This window comes from Flavobacterium sp. UM26, from assembly GCF_057922445.1.
Genome location: NZ_JBVHCY010000001.1, coordinates 256,689 through 279,076 on the forward strand (window position 1 = coordinate 256,689; position 22,388 = coordinate 279,076).

Genomic DNA, 22,388 nt, shown 5'->3' on the forward strand with positions numbered 1-22,388 from the left:
ATGGGACTCTCTTGGTTCTTTTACAAACTTTTTAAGGCTTTCTTAATAATGGTTTCGACTGTTGCATCAGGTTCGGCTAGAACAATTTTCTCAATAACTTTCTCGCAAGTCTTTCGAACAAAACCTAAAACTTCTAGAGCAGATAACGCTTCATCTTTGTTTGTATTGCTTTGCGTTACTGAAAGTTCATCTAAATCGTATAATTTTACTATTTTTTCTTTCAAATCGAGTATAACTCGCTGTGCTGTTTTGTTTCCAATTCCTTTTATGGATTGAATAGTAGCCACATCGCCTGAAGCAATAGCATTGGTAATTTGTTTCGGATCCAAAGAAGAAAGCATTGTTCTAGCAATACCCGCTCCTATTCCAGAAACCGACAGTAACAATCGAAAAATTTCTCTTTCTGATTTTTCTATAAAACCATACAAAGTATGTGCATCTTCTTTAATTTGAAGATGGGTATATACCTTTACAAAATCATTGTTTGGCAATAATGAATAAGTATGTAATGATATATTAATATGGTACCCTACACCTGCACAATCTATAACGATGTGCGTTGGTGATTTTTCTACTAATTTTCCTTGTAAATGTGCAATCATTTAGTTGTATTATGACCCAAATATAACAAAAAAGTCCAGCATTTGACTGAAAATCATTTGCTAGACTTTTGTTGCTTTGTGTTTTACTTAATTATTCGCTTTTTTCTTTTGTTTTTCTTGAGCATCGATGATAGCAATTGCAGACATATTTACCATTTCCTCAACACTAGCTCCTAACTGAAAAATATGAACTGGTTTGCCCATTCCCAACATAATTGGACCGATGGATTCAACTTTGTTCAATTCCTTCAAGAGTTTATAAGTAATATTAGCCGATTCTAAATTTGGAAACACCAAGGTATTCACTTTTTTATCCGCTAATTTAGAAAAAGGAAATTTAGCTTTCAGCATTTCTGGATTCAAGGCAAAATCTGCTTGTATTTCTCCATCAATACATAAATCTGGATAATTTTCATGCAAATAAGCGACTGCCTCACGAACTTTTCCTGCACTTGGATTAGTTGAAGAACCAAAATTTGAATACGAAACCATTGCAATTACAGGCTCTACTCCAAACATTCTCGCAGTTTTGGCTGTCATTAAGGCAATCTTTGCCAAATCATCTGCTGATGGATTGACATTGATAGCCGTATCTGAGAAAAACATAGGCCCTCGTTTGGTCATCATAATATTGGTAGTAGCAACAATTGATGCGCCTGGTGCTTTATCAACCAATTGTAACATTGGTTTTACTACCGAAGGATAACTTCTCGAATGGCCGCTAACCAATGCATCGGCTTCACCAACATTAACCATCATTGCGGCAAAATAATTACGCTCGCGCATTAATTTTTGAGCATCCAAAAATGAAATTCCCCTTCTTTTTCTGGTTTCCCAATAAGCTGTGGCAAAACGGTCTCTTCTTCCTTCTTCTTCTTTTTCTTTTGGGTCAATAATTGTCACATCAGCATCAAAACCAATCTCAGCCTTTAATTCTAAGATAATTTCTTTATTTCCTAACAAAATCGGGAAACCAATACCTTCGTCGTGAACAATTTGAGCTGCTTTTAGTACATCTAAATGGTCAGCTTCTGCAAAAACAATTGATTTAGGGTCCGATTTGGCTCTAGTTGTAATCATACGAACCAATTTGTTGTCGTGACCTAAACGCTCCAACAATTCATCTTTGTATTTTTCCCAATCGGTAATTGGGTTTTGTGCTACTCCGGATTCCATAGCTGCTTTAGCAACAGCTGGAGCAACTACCGCAATCAATCTTGGGTCGAAAGGTTTTGGAATAATATACTCACGACCAAAAGTTAGTTTGGTAGCTCCGTAAGCCACATTTACTTGTTCTGGAACTGATTCTTTGGCTAAAGATGCCAATGCTCTAACGGCAGCCATTTTCATTGCTTCGTTGATTTTGGTGGCACGAACATCTAGTGCGCCTCTAAAAATATAAGGGAATCCCAATACGTTATTTACTTGATTCGGATAATCCGAACGGCCAGTAGCCATGATAATATCTTTGCGAGTAGCGATGGCTAAATTGTATTCAATCTCAGGATTTGGATTGGCCATGGCGAAAACAATTGGATTTTCGGACATGCTCAAAAGCATTTCTGGTGTCAAAACATCAGCGGTAGATAATCCTAAGAACAAATCACAACCTTTCATCGCTTCTGCTAAACTAATCGGCTCGCAGTCTCTTGCGTATTTTCGTTGCAATTCAGAGATAGAAGGATTGTCTTTTGTCAACAAGCCTTTACTATTAAACATGTATACATTCTCTGGTTTTATTCCTAAAAGCACATACAAATCAGCGCAAGCAATTGCTGCAGAACCCGCACCTGAAACCACCATTTTGATATCTTCGGCTTTTTTCCCAGCTAATTCAAGAGCATTAATCAATGCCGCTGAAGAAATAATTGCTGTTCCGTGCTGGTCATCATGCATCACCGGAATATTCAATTCCTCTACCAATCGTCTTTCGATTTCAAAAGACTCAGGCGCTTTGATATCTTCAAGGTTAATTCCTCCAAAAGTGGGAGCAATATTTTTTACTGTTTCGATGAATTCATCAACATTTTTGGTTCCAATTTCGATATCAAATACATCGATATCCGAAAATATTTTAAATAAAAGGCCTTTACCTTCCATCACCGGTTTTGAGGCTTCGGGCCCAATATCTCCAAGGCCTAAAACCGCAGTACCATTGGTAATAACTGCTACTAAATTTCCTTTTGCGGTGTATTTGTAAACGTTATCTACGTCTTTTGCAATTTCTAAACAAGGCTCAGCAACACCAGGTGAATAAGCCAATGACAAATCTCTTTGTGTGGCATATTTTTTTGTTGGAACTACTTGAATTTTTCCAGGAGTTGGCTTTGCGTGGTATAATAAAGCTTCCTTTCTTTTGTTGTTATTCTCCATTTTTTTAGATTTTATCTGGCTTACAAAGATAAAGTTCTAATTGTAAACTAGTCGTCAAAAATTTAATTTTTATTATAATCTTTGTTATAAAATAAAAAAAGCTGCAAAAGCAGCTCTTAAAAAGTCATAATTCATTTTTTATTACTGTGTTATGTATGAATTTAAATGTGCAATTGTCTCTTTTTGCATTTCGATGATGGCTTTTACCACATCACTAATAGATATTATCCCAACTACCACATCATTTTCAACTACTGGTAAGTGACGCACTCTTTTGGTGCTCATCAACTCCATACAGTACTCTAATTTATCCGAAGGGCTAACGGTAAACACTTCGGTTACCATAATTTCACTAACTAATGCTTTTTTAGAAGATTTAGATTTTAAAACAATTTTTCTCGCATAATCCCTTTCTGATAAAATCCCTTTCAGAACACCTTCTTCAATAATAAGAATGGCGCCTATGTTTTTTTCGCTCATCACTGTTAACGCTTCGTAAACAGTGTTGGTGGAAAGTATAGAATAAACGTCCTTTCCCTTCGTGCTTAATATTTGATTAACAGTCATATAAATTGAATTTAAATAAATATAAAGTTAAAAAAATAAACATTCAAAAAACATAAAAGCTATTTTTTATTATTAGAAGTTATTTACACTTTCTTCATTGGCTAAAAATTGGATGCAAAATCCATAATTTTCGCTTAACCGTAAAAAATTTAAATCCCTTCAAATAATAAAAAGTCAGGATGAATTAGTTCATTCAGTTTATCTTTCCATTTTGAGGCAAGCAAAGCTAAACCGCATTGATAAGACGCATTGACCCATCCAAAACCTTCTTTGGCGATGTAATCAAACTCGGTTCCAACGTTACCATACTCTGCAAATACTTTATGTGAACTAATTTCTAAATCGAATTTTTCTGGAATTGTACCGTTGTACTCTACAGCATTGATGGTAATCAACCACAACCATCTGTACACCATTTCCTGTAATTTAGATTCAAAACCATATTTTTTTAGTCCTTCCCACAATAGCATTTGATGAGGTGCCCAACCAAAAGGATAATCCCATTGACGTTGAGGAGCTTCGGGATTTACATTGGCCACACTTTCAGCTGTACTTCCAGCGATACCGCCTGTCATTACAAACTTAGGCAACGCTTTTTCTACCAATTTTACCGCCTGCTCATGAGAACATAAGCCTGCCCATAACGGGAAAAAAGTGGTTGCTGCTTCAAAAGGAAAGGTCTTCTGAAGTACAAAATCATAATCAAAATACATTCCTTCCGTTTCATTCCAACAATACTTATCTATTAATGCCTTTCGTGTTTTGGCCTTATCGAGCCATTCTTGTGCTGTATACGTTTTATTTTGGGACACAAAAGCACCATCAAAATACGTTGCAATAAAGTAGGCGATATCTATTTCATATTTATACAAAAAGCTATTGATGTCAACCGAATTCAAATTAGCGCACGAATTAATCAATCGGCTGGTGGTATCGTGACCGCTTTCTCGCATACTTCTATCATGTACAAAATACTCATCCAAATCTGCATCGACAATGCTTCGTTCTAAATATTTTTTTTCAAACTCTCTTAAAGAGAGTTGGTATTTTTGGGCAAAAGGTTCCAAAACCTCATCAAAATGTCCTGGTTCTACTTCAAAAGGCATTCCGATACCGTCGGCTTTATATCGGCTCAAGCCTGTTGGTGTTAAACGCTCGCCCATCACCATCCAAACCGAATGGTACTCTAAAATTACAGTCTCTAAATGCCTTGCCAACCAAGCTATAGATGGTTTTTCATAATCTACAATCGCTCGAAGCAACGAAGAATACAAAGGAGGTTGTGTTCTGGTCAGATAATAACTTCTGTTTGCGTTTAAAATTTTACCGTAATGTTCTATTTGATACTTGAAATTGGTTGCAATGGCTTTGGCCAAATCCAATTTGTCATCTATCAATAAACCCAAGCCAATAAAGTAACTATCCCAGCCGTACATTTCGTTGAATCGTCCACCAGGAACTACAAAAGGAACGCCTTTTATCTCTTTTTCATCTTGAGAAGTGGCCAAAGCCAAAAGACCAGGTTTGGTATTTAGCATCTCGACATAGTCTTGTGTATAATTTTCAGGTAAAATCGCCACTTTGAAATTACCCCATTCTTTTTCTAATGCTTCAAAATAGGCAAGACCTTGTGTATCTTTTGCCGATACATAAAGAGTAGGAATGGCATTGGATGTTTTCTCATCTGCCAAAATTTGCTGCAAGCCTTTGCTATCGATTGACCGCGTAAGTTCGTCCCAATAAGACGTTCGGATTTTTCTTGAAATTCGGTCAACGGGTAGTTCCTGAATTCGGTCAAGATTGATTTCACCATAGATAGTACCTTGCTCTCTCAATTCTGCTAATTCTTGCAAAAGATTTGATAAATGATAGGTTCCTTCAATTACGAATTGCTCTTTTGTTCTGAGGTCATTCAAAACAAATCGTTTAGGACCTTTATCGTCTTTCGTTATTTTTTTGTCTTTATCCGTATCTTCTTGCAGCAGTAATTGCTCAAAAACGGCATTGATTTCCACTACTATTTTCATCGGGTCGTCGTTAATTTTTTTAATATAAAAAAGGAAAACAAAAGCAACGCCATCGGAATCAAGGTGTAATAAAAAGCATTTTCGGGACCTTCATTTTTAAACAAATACCCAATAATCCTTGACCCTAAAGTACCTCCCAAAGCCGAAAAAACAACTATCAATCCGGTCATTGAGCTATGCAAACTTTTGGGAAGCGCGCTCAACACGACTGAATTCAACAAAGGATAAATAGGCGCTATGAACAACCCTACTAATGGAAAAGCAAATCCTATCAATGGAATATCGGATAATGAAGTAATCGTTTTGACTTCGAGGCCTACCGCTTTGGGCAAAACAAAAATCACAATCAACATCGCAATGATAATGCAAGCGCTTAAAATCCAAATCCAATTGATTCTTTTGGATAAAAAACCAGCTGCCAATCTTCCTACTGCTAAAGAAATAGCCAGAATACTTGCCATCATAATACTAATATTTTCTGGCAAATGCAGCACTTTGCTATTAAAAGTAGGTAACCAAGACATAATCCCTTGTTCTATCATCACAAACAAAAAAGCACTAATTACAAAAACTATCGTTAGTAATTTAGCCATTAGTTGAAACATTTGCCTAAAATCGTCGAGTAGATTGACTCCGGGAACCTCCACTTGATTTTCTGATTTTGCTAAAAACAAAAAGGCAAATGAAACTCCCGAAATTCCAGCCAACAACCAATACACATTGAGCCAAGCATCAGGATTAGTTTCCGAATTAAAAGCGGGAAATAAAAAATAAGCCAAAGCAATTCCTATCATAAAAACACCTTCTATACTGCTCATTAAACTGTTATGTTCTTGCTGATTTTCGGTCACCGTTCCGATAAGAGAATAAACCGACACCTTAATCAAGGCAAAAGAAACACCAACCGTAGCGAAGAGTAATTTTGCCGTGGCAAAAGAGTTGCCAAAATACATCGTTATACAAGCCACATAAACCAATCCTAGCCCAATAAGCATCGCTCTTTTATAACCAATTCTTGGTAAAAATGAAGCAACCAAGAAAGAGACAATGGCTATAGGTAAATCTTTAAAGGCTTCTAAAATACTTGCTTCTAATTCGTCTACACCATAGTTTCTTTGTGCTTTGAGGATTACGATTCCTACACTATTAAGCAAAATAGCAAAAACAAAGTAATTGAGATACATTGCCCATTTGATAGTCTTCTTTTTCATTTTTGATTCGGTTATTTAAATATTCAAATAGCTTACAATGTCTACATCATTGGGCAATCCTCCGAGGTGTTGTAACTTCAATACTGCTAGTTTTTGGGCGATTGCAAGCGTTTCTTCAAAACTTTTGTGTTGCAATTGTGCATACAAAAAGCCTGTCCAAAAAGCATCTCCAGCTCCCGTAGCATCTTTTATGTCGGTAATTGACAGGGCGGGTTGCGTAATTTTTCCATAACTAGTGTCAGATAAAATCACACCCTCTTTTCCTTTGGTCAAACAAATAGTTGCTGCGCCTAGTTTATGAAAATAATCCAAAATAAAAGACTCCGATTTGGTTTCCCCAAAATAACGACAGCAATCATCTTCGCTCAATTTCACTAAAGGATTCGTTGCTAGATACCTTGCAATTATTGTTTTTGCCTCCTCTCGATTGGGCCAAATGCGTTCCGAGAAATTGAGGTCAATACTGGTTTTAACACCCAACTGAGCCGCACGTTGAGCGCTTTCTATGATGGTGGTTTGCGCTGGATTTTTACTTAATCCAAAGCAAGTGGTGTGAAAAATTTTGGCTTGTTGTAAAAATGCAGTTGGAATTTGGTCGCGCTCAATTAAAAAATCAGCCGTGCGATACGGAATAAAATCTGGTGTTCCTGTTGATTTAGAAACCAAAATTATCGAGGTTGATGTGTCCTGTTTTTGGCTTAATTGCGTTGTTATTACATTGGCTTTTTGCAAACTCTCTATCATAAAATCTCCTAATCCATCAGCGCCGCAACTAGCTACAAGTGCTGACCGCAATCCAAGTTTGGAAGCATTTATGGCGACATTTGTTGGTGAACCGCCCAAAAACCTACCGTAAGAAGTTGTTTCCGCAAGAGTAGCATTGGTTTGTTGTCCAATACAATCTATGAGAATCTCCCCGGCACATAGTATATCTATCGTTTTTTCCAAAATTAAAGTAAGAGTTTAAAATTAGTATGTAAACTTTGATGCAAAAGAACGGCTCCTGCGGCACTCCAAGCGCAAAATGGCACTCCGTTTGGCGCTTTTGTGGCTGTGTTGAAGTTCTCGTAAAAACTAAAATCGGCTAGGGCGTTGGCATCATTTATGGCTTGCAAAAGTTGTGTGGCATTTGCCTTTTCGTTTTTAGACAATAAGGCTAATCCAAAGAAACCATTGACCATTGGCCAACTACCGCCGTTATGAAATTCGTTAGGATAGTTACGGAATTCGTATTTGCAATTGTTTTTGAGTAAATACCAATCGGGGTCGGTTTCGTGAATGGGTGGCCAGAAGGCGGGCAACAATCCCAAAGGACGTTCTTGTTGTAAGGTTGTGGCATAGTCCACGATTGTTTTTTGAAAATTGGCTGGACCAATGTCTAAAAGTAAGGCTAATGAATTGGCAAACCCATCAAACTGACTTTTATAACCAGCTGGGGAAAAGCTACAAGGCAAGTAATTACTAATATCACAAGCCTCGTAAGCTCTTTCGTGGTATTTTTCCCCACCGGACTCAGGACAAAAGTTCTGGATAATGCGTTCTTCTATTTGTTTTATTTTTTCATCAATTGATGCTTCTTCGGCGAAATGATTATAGCTTTTAAGTGCCCAAACTCGGAGTAATTGGTCGTACAATACATACCCATCTGTGATGTATTCGTCGGCCCAATTGCCGGACAAAGGCACATAAACCAATCCGCGATTATTGAATTCCCAAGCGTCTAAAAGTTTAAAGCATTTCTCTATTTTGGCAGCGTGTTTGGCTAGAAAGCATTCATCATTAGTAGCATACGCATACTGACAAACTCCAATAATGAACCAAGTTACAGCATCTACTCGTCCGGCTAATCCGCCGTAACTTACCTCAGCCCCATCGTTGTTGAACTGAACATTGGAAGGAATAGTGCCAATGCTATGCTGAAAAGCGGCCAATGTCTCCAAGGTTTTTTTGAAGGTTGCTATTAAGTTGGCGTCAGCTGAGGCTAAGGCTGCCAATCCGCAAATCACTCCATCTCGCGCCCAAACTCTTTTGTAATTGGAAATGTCTTGGGCGCTGGCCAAAAATCCTTGCTCTGAGGAACATCTTTGGAGTAATTCTATAGCTTTTGAATAAGAAATGTTGCTTGTCATTTGATATAAATTGCGTTGCTTTTTTTTGCGTGAGGGATTGAAGCTAGCTACCGAAGTAGCGCGTAAAGCCCGACCGCTTGTAGCAAAGGGGGCAACTAGCACGCTCCGATAAAAGCCCCCTTTGCTAGAAGTGGTCACGCCCTAATTATCTTTTAAAACGGTTGGTTTACTCTTGATTAATAACGTACAAAGCACACTACATAAGAGCAGTACTCCTGCAAAAGTGATGGCGAGTCGCGCGTCGTTGTGTAAAAAATGTTTGAGGATGTATCCGAAAGTGACGTTTTGAATAATCATTGGAATCACAATCATCATATTGATGATGCCCATATAAACGCCATAACGCTCTTTGGGGATTTCGTGAACGACCATTAAATACGGAATGCCCATCATACTCGCCCACCCGATTCCGAAACCAGTGATGGCGAAAAACAATACATTCTTGTTTTCGATGTGTGGAAAGGCCAAAAATCCTAAGGCTGCCAAGAGTAAACAAAAGGCGTGAACGGCTTTTGGGCTGAATCTTTTGGCAAATCCTACCAATAAAAATGCGGTCAAGAAAGTAACTACATTGTACCAACCGTTGACCAATCCGGTCCAACTAACCGCTTGCTCATAAGCAGCGGGATTGCTTTGTGGCGTGGCTTGCCAAACGGATAAGGCGATGCTTTTGGACGAATTTTGCCAATAACAAAACAGCGCATACCACTGAAACAAATACACCAAAGCCAGTTGCCACATTACGCGAGGCATGTCGCCAATGGCAGAGAAAATTTCTATCAAAGGCTCGAATAAACCTCCATTGTGTGATTTCAAAACTGCCAATTCCTCAGGTGTTGGCGGGATTTCGCTGGTCGTTTTCATACTCCACCAAATCGAACCTATAGAACAAACCGCTCCCAGAAAAAAGGAAGCATATACCCATGTGGGCAACGAACCCGTTTTGCCAATAAAAATCATCGGAAAAATAAAGAGCGATACGTTGGCTAAGGTTTGCCCCAAACCAGTAAAAAAACTTTGCATCTGAAAACCAATCGGTTGTTGTTCTTCGTCTAACTTATCAGCAATGAAAGCACGGTAAGGCTCCATAGCTGTATTGTTTCCCGCGTCCAAAATCCAAAGCAAGCCTGCCGCCATCCACAACGAACTACTGTAAGGAAACAACAGCAAACAAATACTGCAAAGCAAAGCTCCAACAAAGAAATAAGGTTTTCTTCGACCCCAACGCGGGTGCCAAGTGCGGTCACTCATTGCCCCAATCAAGGGCTGAATCAATAATCCAGTGACTGGCCCTGCCAAATTGAGTAACGGGATTTCGTCTGGACTCGCACCCAAAAAATCATAAATGGGATTCACGGCACTTTGTTGCAGTCCAAAACTGTATTGAATGCCAAAAAAGCCAACATTCATATTCCAAATTTGCCAAAAATTGAGTTTTAGCTTTATCGCCATAAGTAATGTATCGGTTTAGGTTAGTTATAATTTGTTCAAGTGGTATTTAGGAGCAGTATTCAAAAGGCTTCTTTGCTGTCATCGTCCCGCCATCCGCTATATCTTTGCTTTTTATAAAGAAAAAAAGCAAAGGATGCCGCTGCTGTCGGGGCTAGTAAGAAAGTTGGTTTACCTCTTGGTCATCACCTCTATCTCGAAATCAAATTATCAAACCTAAATTTAATCGTAATCTATCAATAGCGCACTGATTTAAAATAAAAAACGTTTTCGGAACTACCGAAAACGTTTTCGAACTCATTGATTTTAAGCGAAAATGAGATTAGAAAAACAACTCCAATTTATTCCAAAGCATATTTTTCTACCAAATAATCTTTTCTTTCATTATGCGAAAAAATAAAATTTTCTTTCCCTCCAAATAACAATAAGACTTCCTCCTTTTCTAACTTAGTTTCTTTACATGAAAGCATAGCTTGATAAGAAGAAAATTTAAAAGTTCGAAAGTCTACTTCTAAATGGTGTGTTGGATTCAAATGAACATATATAATTAACTGTCTCAAATAGGTTTCATCATTCAACTTAATCCTCTTAAAATGCTTTTCAAAAAGACTACCCGTTCTGTTAAATTGTTTATTGAATGCCTTGGCATAAGAATTAAAAAAATTAGAAAAAGATTGAGACACATACTCCTCCTCAGCCTTTAACTGAACAACCAAATGAAAATGATTATCCATTAAACAATAAGCTAATATTGAAACTTTGTCTAACAAATATTTTGAAAGTTGTCTTAAAAAGAAATTCTTGTTTTCATCATTCTCGAAAATTACACAACCATTTATTCCTCTGTTGTAAATATGATAGTAACATTCATTTTCTAAAACCTCTAATTTCATATTCTTTTAAAAATTTCAATAGCTTTCATTTTAAAGAAAAGTTTTAAATTATAACATTAAACAGACCTACAAGGTTTAAAAAAAAACTTGCAGGAAATCTGATGTCAAAAAACGCTGGACTTCTCGACCTGCAAGGTTAACAAAACCTTGTAGGTCTTAACTTCCGAACAACTCTCTCAAAATACCTACAAGGTTTCAAAAAAAACCTTGCAGGAAATCCGATGTCAAAAAACGCTAGACTTCTCGACCTGCAAGGTTTCCAAAACCTTGTAGGTCTTAACCTCCGAACAACTCTCTCAAAATACCTACAAGGTTTGAAAAAAACTCTGTAGGAAATCCGATGTCAAAAAACTTTAGACTTCTCGACCTGCAAGGTTTCCAAAACCCTGTAGGTCTTAACTTCCGAACAACTCTCTCAAAATACCTACAAGGTTTAAAAAAAACTCTGTAGGAAATCCGATATCAAAAAACTTTAGACTTCTCGACCTGCAAGGTTTCCAAAACCTTGTAGGTCTTAACTTCCGAACAACTCTCTCAAAATACCTACAAGGTTTAAAAAAAACCTTGCAGGAGATTAAATTACTCTGAAGCGTAAGGCATAATAACTTGAGTTTCCCATTCTAATTCATTACCTCCGTTAAACGGGTTGGCAAGAAAATGCTCCAAGGCTATATTTTTAATTTTCAAATCGTTCTTTTGGGCATAATCCATCAAAGCAAACCAAGCTCTGTCAGACGTTCTAAAATTGCCATAATAAATTGCTTTAAGTCCTTTTAGCGCAGGAATTGTTTTGAATTTTACATTAGTGTCAGCTATCGCTTTTGTTGAAGAGTCAATGGGAAAACAATAATTAAAAACGATGGTTTCCTTATCTAAATCCCAATCTACAATTTCTACATAAGGTCGGTCAACGATTTTAACTTTATGGGTGTATAAAAATCCTGTAATTGTAGCATCATTGCCAATCATAGTTTGTGCTTTTTCTTGCAAGACACTTTTGAGTTGAATATAAGCAACATATACTGGCTTTGAAGTTCCTTCTCCGTCAATTCTGACCTTCAATTTTTTGAGATGCTCGTTTAAACCTTCTCTTAAATCTTTGACTTTCCTAATTTGTTCAGTTTTGAATTTTGTAGGCCAAAAAGGAGCGGTGATTTTGTTGTACCAACTCTTTCCAATTTCATGAATTCCCACACTTACTTTAGACACTGAGTCGTTCAAAGGAGTAATTTTCCAAACATAAGTATAGGAAGTATCTCCAACGGTCATCTGCTGTTTTAGGTAATCAAAATTATTTTTTTCTACTACAGTAAAATGCTCTTTTCGCTTTTGTTTTTGAATAGTTGACCATTCTTGTATGCCTTGAAAAACAGTTCCAGAGGCTGTTTTTACTGTAAATGTTATGGTATAATCCGATGATTTAATGCCAAAATACCATCCCAAAAAAAGAAATAGTGATACACTACAAAAAATACCAATTTTCTTCTTCATCGCTTTACTTGGTCATTTTTAATTTACTGTTGATGTATTGTCCAATCATTTTTCCTTGTGCTACTCCATTCACAATTGCGGCACGATAATGAATTCCGCCATATAACCTACTCATCGAAGCTTCGTCGGCCGCTTGTTTAAAAGAAGTAAACTTTCTTTTGGGCAAACCAAACGGAATCTCAGAATCGTCTACATACGCAAAATTATCTCCGAAAATTGCAGTCAATATCTCGGCAGAACAAGCTGATAAAACAGAATGCCCACTGGTATACTCTGGAAATGGAGGCGTTTGCAATTGCGGCTTCCAGTTTTCGTCTATGTATTGATTGATATAAGTTTCTGGGCGCACTACATTGGTTTTGAACTTTTGGTCCCAACAGCTGATGAACGATTCGAAAACACCAATTGATGTTTTGGTATACACAAAAACCGTTTTATTAAAATCTGTTTTTGCGGTTTTACACGCTATTTTAGCAATATTAATCCAGTGCGCATCGGGAGTATTTTTCTTTTTGGCAAACATCATATGTCCTTGTGTCACGGTAGCATACGGATTGCAATCCCAAAAAGTTGCTATAGCGGACTCCTCTGGAACAATGGTGCTTTTCTTTTGCTCCATAGCCAATAAATCTTTGGTAATTTTGTTTCCAACATCATAAGTCTCTTTGGCTTCTCTATAAAAATCTGAGCTTTTATCGGTAGAAAAAGGAAAAGGCGCTTTGGGTTTAAACTGAGCTGCAGAATCCATAACTAATGTTCTAATTTTTCCCCAATGTGGTTCTACTGCATCCATATAAGCGGGTGGTGTAGGTTGCCAACGTGCCGGTTGATCTACATGAACCGAATACTTAGGCATGGTTCTCGTTTGTTTGTAATTGTCTTTTCCCATCCATTTTGAGATACGTTCAGCTACTTTTAAAGCATACTCTTTCGAAACTTCGAATTCTTTCTTGTTTTCATCACTCCATTTTGCATACAAACTATCGCGATATTTTTCGATTGCTTGTTCTGAAAAAACCAGTTTTTTACTCACTTCCATATGCGCAATCAAAGCCGCCAAAGGCACATTTACTCCACTTTTTGTATCTAAAACAGGAATAGAATCCAAACCTTTTAATTGTCCTTGTAGACTATGATATTCTTTACTGTTCTGCACCATAATTTCATAAGCAGCAATATTAGGGTAAACATATATCCTACTCGCAACAGGTGGCGAAAAAATATCATGAACCATAATTCCGGTTACCGTATCAACAGCAGCACAATAATCATTTGAAGTAATTGTTATTGTTTTTTCGTTTTGACAAGAAACAGCAAAAAAACAAACACTTAGCAGAGTTAGAATTGAAAATTTCATTTGGGTCAATAGTAATTGGGTTTATTATTTTTTGGAACGTAGTTGATATACTTCAGTGGGTTTATTATTGATGGTCACCAACATATATTTTTGGTTATTGACCGTAATTATATCTAAGTGACGTACGGCTTTTTGGGTCAAATCAATTCCAATCGATTCCCCCATTAAAATCGTTTTTTGATCTTGAATCAAAGCGCCAGCGAATCCGTCAAAACGACTTTGATAAGGAGAAACTCCGAAATAATTACCCGCAACAAATACTTCTGGTTTTGAATCGCCTACAAAATCAGTCTGCACAAAACAATTGATTGGAGCTACTTGCATTTTATTAGAAAATGGCACAAAAACAAAATGCCCTTTGTTATTCTTCAAATACCCGGATTTCAAATTATGTACTTCATAAAGCTTGGCTTTTTCTAACATTTGAGGATCAAAAACTTCTTCAAGTGTTTTACCTGCAAAAGATTGATAGCTATTGAATTTCTTCTTTAGCATCCCACTAAATTGTTCTGCTAATTCATCTAAGCCCATTGTGGTGTAATACTTTCCGTTTTTTTCTTTGGCTACAATAGTTTCAAATGAGCCATTACTATCAAAATCATCATAATACATTTTCAACGGAAAGGTTGCTGAAGCTTTAAACTTAGAATTCATTCCCCAATTACCTAGCAAATAATCCTGATCGCCATCATGGTCTATATCAAAAGGGAGGATTGCTTGCCAAAGTCCATTGTTGTTTTCGGCAGCAACTTTTGGGGTGACATTCGTAAATTTGCCTTTTTGATTAGCAAAAAAAGTTGGAGCCATCCATTCTCCAATCACGATTAAATCGGTTTGGCCATCGGCATTAAAATCGGTAAAGACCGCGTCTGTGACCATTCCGATTTTACTGAATGTTTTGGTTTGCTCTAAAGTAAACTTGCCTTTAGTATTCTTTAATAGATAACAATCAGGTGTACTTCCAAAACGATTCGTTTCAGAGTTATTTCCAATAAAAACATCTATGTCTCCGTCTTTGTCATAATCGAAAGCTCTTACTACAGTTGCGTTTTGAGCCAAATGTAATAGCTCTTGTCGCGTTGGAATTGCATTACTGTTATGATACAAACGATCCTCTAAATTTGAAGCATTTTCTCCACCACCAGAAGCGACAAATAAATCATTCTTTTGATCTCCATCAAAATCTGCAATAACTGCCGAAGCATCTTCAAAAACCGCATCTTGATCTAAAGTTGGATAGCTTTTGGCCACAAAACCATTCCCTTTTTGAAGATAAAAGACTGCTTTTTTATCTTTTGAACCACCAAAAAAAACATCATCTTTTCCATCTCCATCCCAATCTCCAATTGCAGTAGCTGGACCTCGATCTGTTCTTTGATATGGAATTAATTTTTGAACGGTAAAATCGATATACTCGTTTTCTTCATGAGTAAAATTGATGCCTAAATTCCCATTTACCTTTTGCAAAACAGGCAATACTTTAGGATGCAGTGATTGATAATTGAATGCTTTTCTATTTTTATTCGCATTTATTGTCAACGTTTGATTGGTTTTCACCTTTTTAACTGTTTGATACGTTTTGTCGGGCCAAATCACAACCAAAGAATCAATAGTATTTATTTTTCCGTAGCCAAAATGAATTATCGGTTCTGAGGAAGATTGAAAACCTCTTGTAGTTTGTAACTCTTTGAATTGCTTTTGTCCTTTGGTATAAGAGATTACTTTGGCACCAATCCCAAAAGTATTTTTGCCTTCAAAACGCAATTTTACTTTTAAAAAATTAGCTTTTTTATCCGTTTTATTTTGATACACTGTGGCCACAGCGTTGGTGTTATTGGTAATGATATCCAAGTCGCCATCATTATCAATATCAGCATATCCGCTTCCGTTAGAAATAATAGAATCGTTTGCAATCCAATCTCTCGAACGGTCTTTAAATGTTAAATCTGTGCTGCCTTGAAACACATAATTAGTTACATTTCCTGCGGGCATTCTTTTTAAAGCTTCTTTATCTAAAAGCTTGGTCGTATTGAGTTTATTCTTGATTTGGTCATTCGAATAATATTTAACGTAATCCAAATCGTTTGGGCGCTTTGGAATTCCATTGGCCACAAAAATATCCTGTTCGCCATCTTGGTCATAATCTGCAAAAAGCGCACTCCAACTCCAATCCGTTGCTGCAATACCACTCAAAAGTGCGGTTTCTGTATAGTGTTTTCCTGCTTGATTGAGTTGTAGCATGTTGCGGGTGTATTGATAATGATAGCCTAATTTCTCAGTACGTACTTTCAACATTTGCACATTATCATCTCCCAAAGATGCTTTTAATACCTTTTCGTCTTCGGGTAACATGTCTAAACTTAAAATGTCTGGAAAACCATCGTGATTAATATCAGCCACATCAACTCCCATTGAGAATCGGCTAGTATGTCCGAAAAACTGTTTCAAACTTTCGGTAAAAGTTCCATCTCCATTATTCAAATAATAATAATCATCTTCATGAAAATCGTTACCAATGTAAATATCAGGATAACCGTCTAGGTTAAAATCCGAAACAGCTATCCCTAGTCCAAAACCATTAGCTCCGCCAAAAATGCCCGCTTTCTCGCTCACATCAACAAACTTTCCGTTGTCGTTTCGGAACAATTTATCACCACATTCATAGCTTCTTTTGTTTCTGATATTGGCATTGCCAAAAGATAGCTCGGAGTGGACCGCATGATTTAACAAATACATATCCAAATCACCATCTAGATCATAATCTAGAAAAGCTGCAGAAGAACTGTAATTATCTAAATCTAAGCCGTACTCGGCAGCACTTTCTGTAAAGGTATTGTCTTTGTTATTAATAAAAAGTTCGTTTTGCCCTTCAAATCCATTAATCCCTACAACGGCACAAACATAGATATCTAGATATCCATCACCATTCACATCGGCCATGACAGTACCAGCTTTCCAATCACTTTGTCCTTCTACTCCGGCTTTTGCTGAAATATCTTCAAATTTATTATTGCCTTTGTTGAGGTACAATTTATTTTTCCCTTGGTTAGAAGTAAAATAAATGTCGACTAAGCCGTCGTTATTGATATCGCCTAATGCAACTCCACCACCATTATAATAATAGAGATAATCTAATATCGAAATATTCTTAGACTCAATTAACTCATTTTTGAAAGTGATATTGCTTTCCGTAGGATCGAGTTTATCAAAAAGTGGTGATTCTTTTTGGGAACATGCCGTCAATAGTATTGAGGCTAGACCAACTTTTAAAAAATTATTCATTGCTTATAAAAAGTTTAGGGGCAGTATTATTAAGAACAGCTAAAACTGCTGTCGTATTGTTTTTGTTCTTGATGACTTGCAAATGTTTGACTTCACCACGCATAAAAAAACCTGATTTTGTGTAGGGTATCCACGAGAATTTTCCTTGTTTACTTCCTAAGAGTACACTACCAAAATTGGCATCTAATCTTGAAAATTGAGGTTTAAAGGGATATTGATTCCCTCCTAGTATCAAGTCTAGTATTCCATCTTTGTTGATATCCAAAGTTGTTATGGCATTGACACTTGAAAACTGTACTTCTTTGGGTAGCACTTGAATTTCGAACTTACCATTCCCTTTGTTGATAGCAATACAACTTTCTTGCATTTTGGCTGTTTTTTGAACTGAATTATTGATTACCTCGGTATCGAAAAGTTCTTGAAACGTCTTTTTAGAGTAATCGGTGTAGCTCAAGTTTTTCTTTTTAATCATCGGAATTTGTTTGGCCAATTCTTGTTTCAAATGCAAGGGTACATCTTTACCATCAATAGTTTGAGTAGTAATTTGCTCTATTGTTCCGTTGTTATCATAATCATTGATAAACAACTTCATAGGTTTTTGTTTGGTAGCTTTATAAGAAGTATTGGTTCCTTTGTTACCCAGAATCAAATCTTTCTTTCCGTCATTATTCAAATCTACGCATTGAACCGTGTTCCAAAATCCACTCCATTCGGTCAAATTCGTTGAAAAAGTAGTCAATCTACGACCTTTGTTTTTGAAAATCACCGGTGTGTTCCATTCTCCAACCAAGATTAAATCTTTTTTAGAATCATTATCAATGTCTTCCCAAACGGCGTTAGTAATCATTCCGTAGGCATTGATTTTAAAAGCTTTTTTATCAATTACATTGGTAAAATTTCCTTTCCCATCATTTTCTAATAATAAATGCTTCGGGTCAATACCATATACTCCAGGCACACTTCTACTTCCTATGAAAACGTCATTATCGCCATCGTTATCAAAATCATAGGGTGCGATTACAGCCACATTATTATTTGTAGTTGGAAGAGTAGTTGTGCTTTTTGTAAAAATTCCTTTTCCGTTATTTAAGTACAATCTGTTTTTGTAATTGGCCTGATCTGTTTTTTCATTTCCTCCAGAGCCTACCAATACATCCATATCTCCGTCGTTGTCTGCATCGAGAAAAGCAGCTGCTGTATCCTCAAAACTAGCATCTGCTTTTAATGCAATTTGTGTTGTGACACCAAAATTCCCATTCCCTTTATTGAGATAAACTTGAGCGGCTTGCCCTTTGGCTCCGCCAATAAATACATCTTCGTTTCCATCTCCATTAATGTCAGCTACAGCATAAGCTGGTCCTTCTTGTGAAATCATTTTAGAAATCAAGCCTTCGTAGTCGAAGTCTATATAATTGTTTTCTTTATGTGCTAAGAATGTAGTTTTCGACTCAGAAAACAAGGGTTTTGAAGCTTTATTTTTAACTACGAAATCAGACTTTGCGTCCAAAATATTTAATTGAATCGTGGTATTGTTCGTTATTTTTTTAATCATTTGCGTTTTCCCGTTAGGCCAAATAACTTGTAAAGAATCGATTTTTTTGTTTCCTACTCCGAATGTCATCGTATAATCTATAGAAGACTGAAAACCGCGAGACGGAATGAGTTCTTGCCTTAAAATTTCGGAACCAGAGAACAATTCTACGATGCTCCCAACTGCAAATTTATTTTGTTGACCTCCTTTTAATTTGACTTTAACGAAATGGTTTTGTTTATTTTTTTCAGCATTGTTCTTGTAAACAAAAGCTTGCATATTGACATTGTTTACGACCAAATCTAAATCGCCATCGTTGTCTAAATCACCGTAGGCTGCACCATTAGAAAAACTAGGTGTATCCAATCCCCAATTTTGTGCTTGGTTCGAAAAAGTAAGATTTGCGTCGTTTTTGAAGGCATAATTAGGAATTGGTGTACTAGGCATTTTGTTGATAATGGTTTCAATTTCTGCTTTTTTACCAGTAATCACCATTTTTTGCATCAATTCATTAGCAAAAAAGTCCATAAAATCTTGGTTAGTCAAGTCATGAAAAATACCATTGCATACGTAAATATCTTTTAACCCATCATTGTCCATATCAAACAACAAGGCTCCCCAGCTCCAATCTGTTTTAGCCACACCTGCGTAATTAGCGATTTCATCAAACTGTTGATTTCCATTATTAACTTGCAAAGTATTTTGCATGTATTGATTATAAAAATCTAAACTTAATTTGCGGGAAAATAAATCGTAATTCTCAAAATTAGTGGTTGTTTTTAGTCGTTCATCTGGCTCAGGCAACATATCGGTCACAAAGATGTCTGCATTTCCATCATTATTGATATCTGCCATATCGGCTCCCATCGAGGATTGACTAATATGTGATGTCCAATCCTGAATTTTCTCAGAAAAAGTTCCGTTTTTATTGTTGATGTACAAATAATCTCTTTCATAAAAATCATTCGAAATATAAATATCAGGGAACAAATCACCATTCACATCACCCACAGTTACTCCAAGACCAAAACCTATCAAGCTTCCGTAAATACCAGCGGCTTCACTCACGTCGACAAACTTTCCGTTGTCGTTGCGTAATAATTTATCGCCACCTCCTTTAAGAATATCGGCTACATCCCAATCTTTGTCTCGTAGTTCTCTTTTATTAGAATAATTCAAGCTACTAACAGGAATAAAGCTATTGTTTAGAATGTAAACATCTAAATCACCATCTTTATCATAATCAAAAAATGCTGCATGTGTTGTAATTCCAGTATCCGCAAGATTATACGCTTCAGCTTTTTCTGTAAAGGTTAAATTCCCGTTATTAATAAAAAGCTCATTGTTTTGTTGACTTCCTTTACTATTTCCAGCATTACAAACATAAATATCTAGCAATCCGTCAGCATTAATATCTACCATTACCACACCTGTTGACCAAACTTTTTTTCCTTCGACACCTGCTTTCAAAGAGATGTCTTCAAACTTAAAATTGCCCTTGTTAAGATAGAGTTTATTTTTACCTAAATTGGAAGTAAAGTATACATCTGAAAGCCCATCATTGTTGATATCTCCAATTGCTACTCCGCCTCCATTATAAAAATTTCGGTACTTAAAAATGTTCATGTCTTCACCATTTTTGACTTCATTAATGAAATCAATTCCGGTTTCTGAGGCAGGCAATTGAGTAAATAAAGTATCCGTTTTAACTTTGGAACAATTCGAGAAAAAAAGTGTTACAATAGCAAATAGAATTAATCGTTGCAACATAATAGTGAGTAGGTTTTAATTGTTTTGTAAGGCCTTTATAGTCACGTAATTTATAGAATTAAAATGTAAAAAAAAAACACCTTACAGAAATACTTTTAAAGAAAAAGAGGGTATTGCTACCCTCTTTAAACTAACACAAAACAAAATTTAATCTAAACCAAAAAGTATTAATAACCAGGGTTTTGCTTAACGTTTGGATTAAACAAGGCATCGGCTGGTATTGGATACAACACGTACTTTGGATCTGAAGTAGTTGGTTTTAACTCTCTTGGTCCTAAGAATTTACCAAAACGAATCATATCGTTTCTTCTCCATCCCTCATACCATAACTCTCTACCTCTTTCGTCATAAATACCATCTAATGTAGCTGGTGTACTTCCTGCCGCTAAGCCTGCTCTAACAGAGATTTGATCTAAAATGGTTTTCGCTACAGCTGCACCTCCAGTACCACCTCTTAAAGCAGCTTCAGCTTTCATCAATAAGGCATCTGAATAACGCATTAATACATAATCATTTTCTGGGGCACCTAAATTAGCATTGTCTGGCTCGTATTTTTGAGTACGTATTCCTGCTGTTTCAATAGCATTACCAGTAACAATCATTGATACTTGAGGCGTAAAAATAAGTGGATTCCCCTTTCTATCTTTTAACGCTACTACACCTCCTGGTTTATACATTTGTCCAACTTGAAAACCAATTGGATTTCCAAAATTAGCGATAATTGAAGGGGTTGAATATTGTCTTCTTGCATCGGAAGCAGAAAACTTATTATAATACTCCGCTACAGTAGCAAAACCATTCCAGCCATCTGGTGTTTGATTGTAATGCATACCCATTCTCCAACGAGACTGAATACCTCCCCCATTACCTAAAACATTTTTAGAAGAGAACAAAATCTCATTAGAAGTATTGTTCGTTGGGGCAAAATTACTCCAATAATTTGTTGCTAAAGAGCTAGATGTGATTGCATCAACATATGCAATTACCTTGTTCATATCAGCAGGATCAAAGGTATAAGGACCAGCTGCATTATCAGCATTAAAAACCGCTTTATTCAAATACAATTTTGCTAATAAAAAGTTGGCTGCATCTTTACTTGCAAAACTCGCATCATTAGGAACTCTTGCAGGCAATTTACTTACAATCGCTTCTAATTCTGAAATTACAAAAGCAGTGGCTTCTTTTCTTGTTCTAAATTTAGGATTATCAGTAACTGGCGAACCTGGCTCTCTGTAAGGAGTTTGCCCAAACAAATCAATAACATGATAATAGTAAAAAGCTCTTAAGAAACGTGCCTGTGTCTTTTGATCATCGGTAGCATTATTATTAATTACTAAATCACAGTTATAAACATTCGTCAGTAAGTTATTATAAGCATTACGAATTTCCTCATTATCTGCACCCCAAGTATGTACGTGAAATTGTCTCCATTTGGCGTTATCATCCCAGTCACCTCCTCGTGTTGGTCCTACTAAACCATCCCCAGACATTTCATCCATGGTAAACATATCACCTTGTCCTTGAAAGCTTCTTAGCCCTTCATAAGCAGATTGCAAAAAGGCTCCTGTATTTACAGTTCCACCTCCAGTATTAGAAGTTTCAAATCCATCTAATACTTCTTCATCTAAATTGGTACAACTTACACCTAAAGTTGCCATACCTACAAAAAAGATGCTTTTTATTATATTTTTACTTTTCATTTTTCT

General features: G+C 36.4%; 14 protein-coding genes. All 14 read right to left on the reverse strand.

Annotated elements, in window-relative coordinates:
• Positions 1–20: 20 nt before the first annotated feature.
• Positions 21–602, reverse strand: coding sequence for a Holliday junction branch migration protein RuvA (ruvA, locus tag ACZ1AQ_RS01175; protein WP_489631134.1), 582 nt, complete (start codon positions 600–602; stop codon positions 21–23).
• Between the two features lie 87 nt (positions 603–689).
• Positions 690–2,975, reverse strand: a complete 2,286-nt coding sequence (locus ACZ1AQ_RS01180) for an NADP-dependent malic enzyme (protein ID WP_489631135.1) — start codon at positions 2,973–2,975, stop codon at positions 690–692.
• 141 nt (positions 2,976–3,116) lie between these two features.
• Complete coding sequence (locus ACZ1AQ_RS01185) at positions 3,117–3,542, reverse strand: CBS domain-containing protein (protein WP_489631136.1); 426 nt, start codon at positions 3,540–3,542, stop codon at positions 3,117–3,119.
• Between the two features lie 149 nt (positions 3,543–3,691).
• Complete coding sequence (locus ACZ1AQ_RS01190; protein ID WP_489631137.1) at positions 3,692–5,569, reverse strand: trehalase family glycosidase; 1,878 nt, start codon at positions 5,567–5,569, stop codon at positions 3,692–3,694.
• Positions 5,566–6,780: an MFS transporter gene (locus ACZ1AQ_RS01195; RefSeq protein ID WP_489631138.1), complete on the reverse strand. Its 1,215-nt coding sequence runs from the start codon at positions 6,778–6,780 to the stop codon at positions 5,566–5,568. The genes ACZ1AQ_RS01190 and ACZ1AQ_RS01195 overlap by 4 nt, the downstream gene beginning before the upstream one ends.
• Before the next feature lie 15 nt (positions 6,781–6,795).
• Entirely contained in the window at positions 6,796–7,728 is a 933-nt protein-coding gene (locus ACZ1AQ_RS01200; protein ID WP_489631139.1) for a carbohydrate kinase family protein, read from the reverse strand.
• Positions 7,729–7,730: 2 nt separating this feature from the next.
• Complete coding sequence (locus ACZ1AQ_RS01205) at positions 7,731–8,909, reverse strand: amylo-alpha-1,6-glucosidase (protein ID WP_489631140.1); 1,179 nt, start codon at positions 8,907–8,909, stop codon at positions 7,731–7,733.
• 141 nt (positions 8,910–9,050) lie between these two features.
• Positions 9,051–10,361, reverse strand: a complete 1,311-nt coding sequence (locus ACZ1AQ_RS01210; protein WP_489631141.1) for an MFS transporter — start codon at positions 10,359–10,361, stop codon at positions 9,051–9,053.
• A gap of 338 nt (positions 10,362–10,699) precedes the next feature.
• Complete coding sequence (locus ACZ1AQ_RS01215) at positions 10,700–11,251, reverse strand: transposase (protein WP_489631142.1); 552 nt, start codon at positions 11,249–11,251, stop codon at positions 10,700–10,702.
• Positions 11,252–11,830: 579 nt separating this feature from the next.
• A complete protein-coding gene (locus ACZ1AQ_RS01220) occupies positions 11,831–12,742 on the reverse strand; it encodes a GyrI-like domain-containing protein (protein WP_489631143.1) in 912 nt (303 codons plus the stop codon).
• A gap of 4 nt (positions 12,743–12,746) precedes the next feature.
• The gene (locus tag ACZ1AQ_RS01225; RefSeq protein WP_489631144.1) at positions 12,747–14,099 is read right to left on the reverse strand and encodes a vanadium-dependent haloperoxidase; all 1,353 of its coding nucleotides are present in this window, start codon (positions 14,097–14,099) and stop codon (positions 12,747–12,749) included.
• Between the two features lie 24 nt (positions 14,100–14,123).
• Positions 14,124–17,381 carry a VCBS repeat-containing protein gene (locus ACZ1AQ_RS01230; protein WP_489631145.1) on the reverse strand — a complete coding sequence of 1,086 codons (3,258 nt, stop codon included), beginning with the start codon at positions 17,379–17,381 and terminating at the stop codon, positions 14,124–14,126.
• Entirely contained in the window at positions 17,374–20,682 is a 3,309-nt protein-coding gene (locus ACZ1AQ_RS01235) for a VCBS repeat-containing protein (RefSeq protein ID WP_489631146.1), read from the reverse strand. The genes ACZ1AQ_RS01230 and ACZ1AQ_RS01235 overlap by 8 nt, the downstream gene beginning before the upstream one ends.
• Before the next feature lie 167 nt (positions 20,683–20,849).
• Positions 20,850–22,382 (reverse strand): RagB/SusD family nutrient uptake outer membrane protein, encoded by a 1,533-nt coding sequence (locus ACZ1AQ_RS01240; RefSeq protein WP_489631147.1) that lies wholly within the window; start codon positions 22,380–22,382, stop codon positions 20,850–20,852.
• Positions 22,383–22,388: the final 6 nt, after the last annotated feature.

Bases quoted from the DNA above. Each gene is read 5' to 3' on its own strand.
- ruvA (WP_489631134.1), bottom strand. From the start codon at position 602: ATGATTGCACATTTACAAGGAAAATTAGTAGAAAAATCACCAACGCAC.
- ACZ1AQ_RS01180 (WP_489631135.1), bottom strand. From the start codon at position 2,975: ATGGAGAATAACAACAAAAGAAAGGAAGCTTTATTATACCACGCAAAG.
- ACZ1AQ_RS01185 (WP_489631136.1), bottom strand. From the start codon at position 3,542: ATGACTGTTAATCAAATATTAAGCACGAAGGGAAAGGACGTTTATTCT.
- ACZ1AQ_RS01190 (WP_489631137.1), bottom strand. From the start codon at position 5,569: ATGAAAATAGTAGTGGAAATCAATGCCGTTTTTGAGCAATTACTGCTG.
- ACZ1AQ_RS01195 (WP_489631138.1), bottom strand. From the start codon at position 6,780: ATGAAAAAGAAGACTATCAAATGGGCAATGTATCTCAATTACTTTGTT.
- ACZ1AQ_RS01205 (WP_489631140.1), bottom strand. From the start codon at position 8,909: ATGACAAGCAACATTTCTTATTCAAAAGCTATAGAATTACTCCAAAGA.
- ACZ1AQ_RS01210 (WP_489631141.1), bottom strand. From the start codon at position 10,361: ATGGCGATAAAGCTAAAACTCAATTTTTGGCAAATTTGGAATATGAAT.
- ACZ1AQ_RS01215 (WP_489631142.1), bottom strand. From the start codon at position 11,251: ATGAAATTAGAGGTTTTAGAAAATGAATGTTACTATCATATTTACAAC.
- ACZ1AQ_RS01220 (WP_489631143.1), bottom strand. From the start codon at position 12,742: ATGAAGAAGAAAATTGGTATTTTTTGTAGTGTATCACTATTTCTTTTT.
- ACZ1AQ_RS01225 (WP_489631144.1), bottom strand. From the start codon at position 14,099: ATGAAATTTTCAATTCTAACTCTGCTAAGTGTTTGTTTTTTTGCTGTT.
- ACZ1AQ_RS01230 (WP_489631145.1), bottom strand. From the start codon at position 17,381: ATGAATAATTTTTTAAAAGTTGGTCTAGCCTCAATACTATTGACGGCA.
- ACZ1AQ_RS01235 (WP_489631146.1), bottom strand. From the start codon at position 20,682: ATGTTGCAACGATTAATTCTATTTGCTATTGTAACACTTTTTTTCTCG.
- ACZ1AQ_RS01240 (WP_489631147.1), bottom strand. From the start codon at position 22,382: ATGAAAAGTAAAAATATAATAAAAAGCATCTTTTTTGTAGGTATGGCA.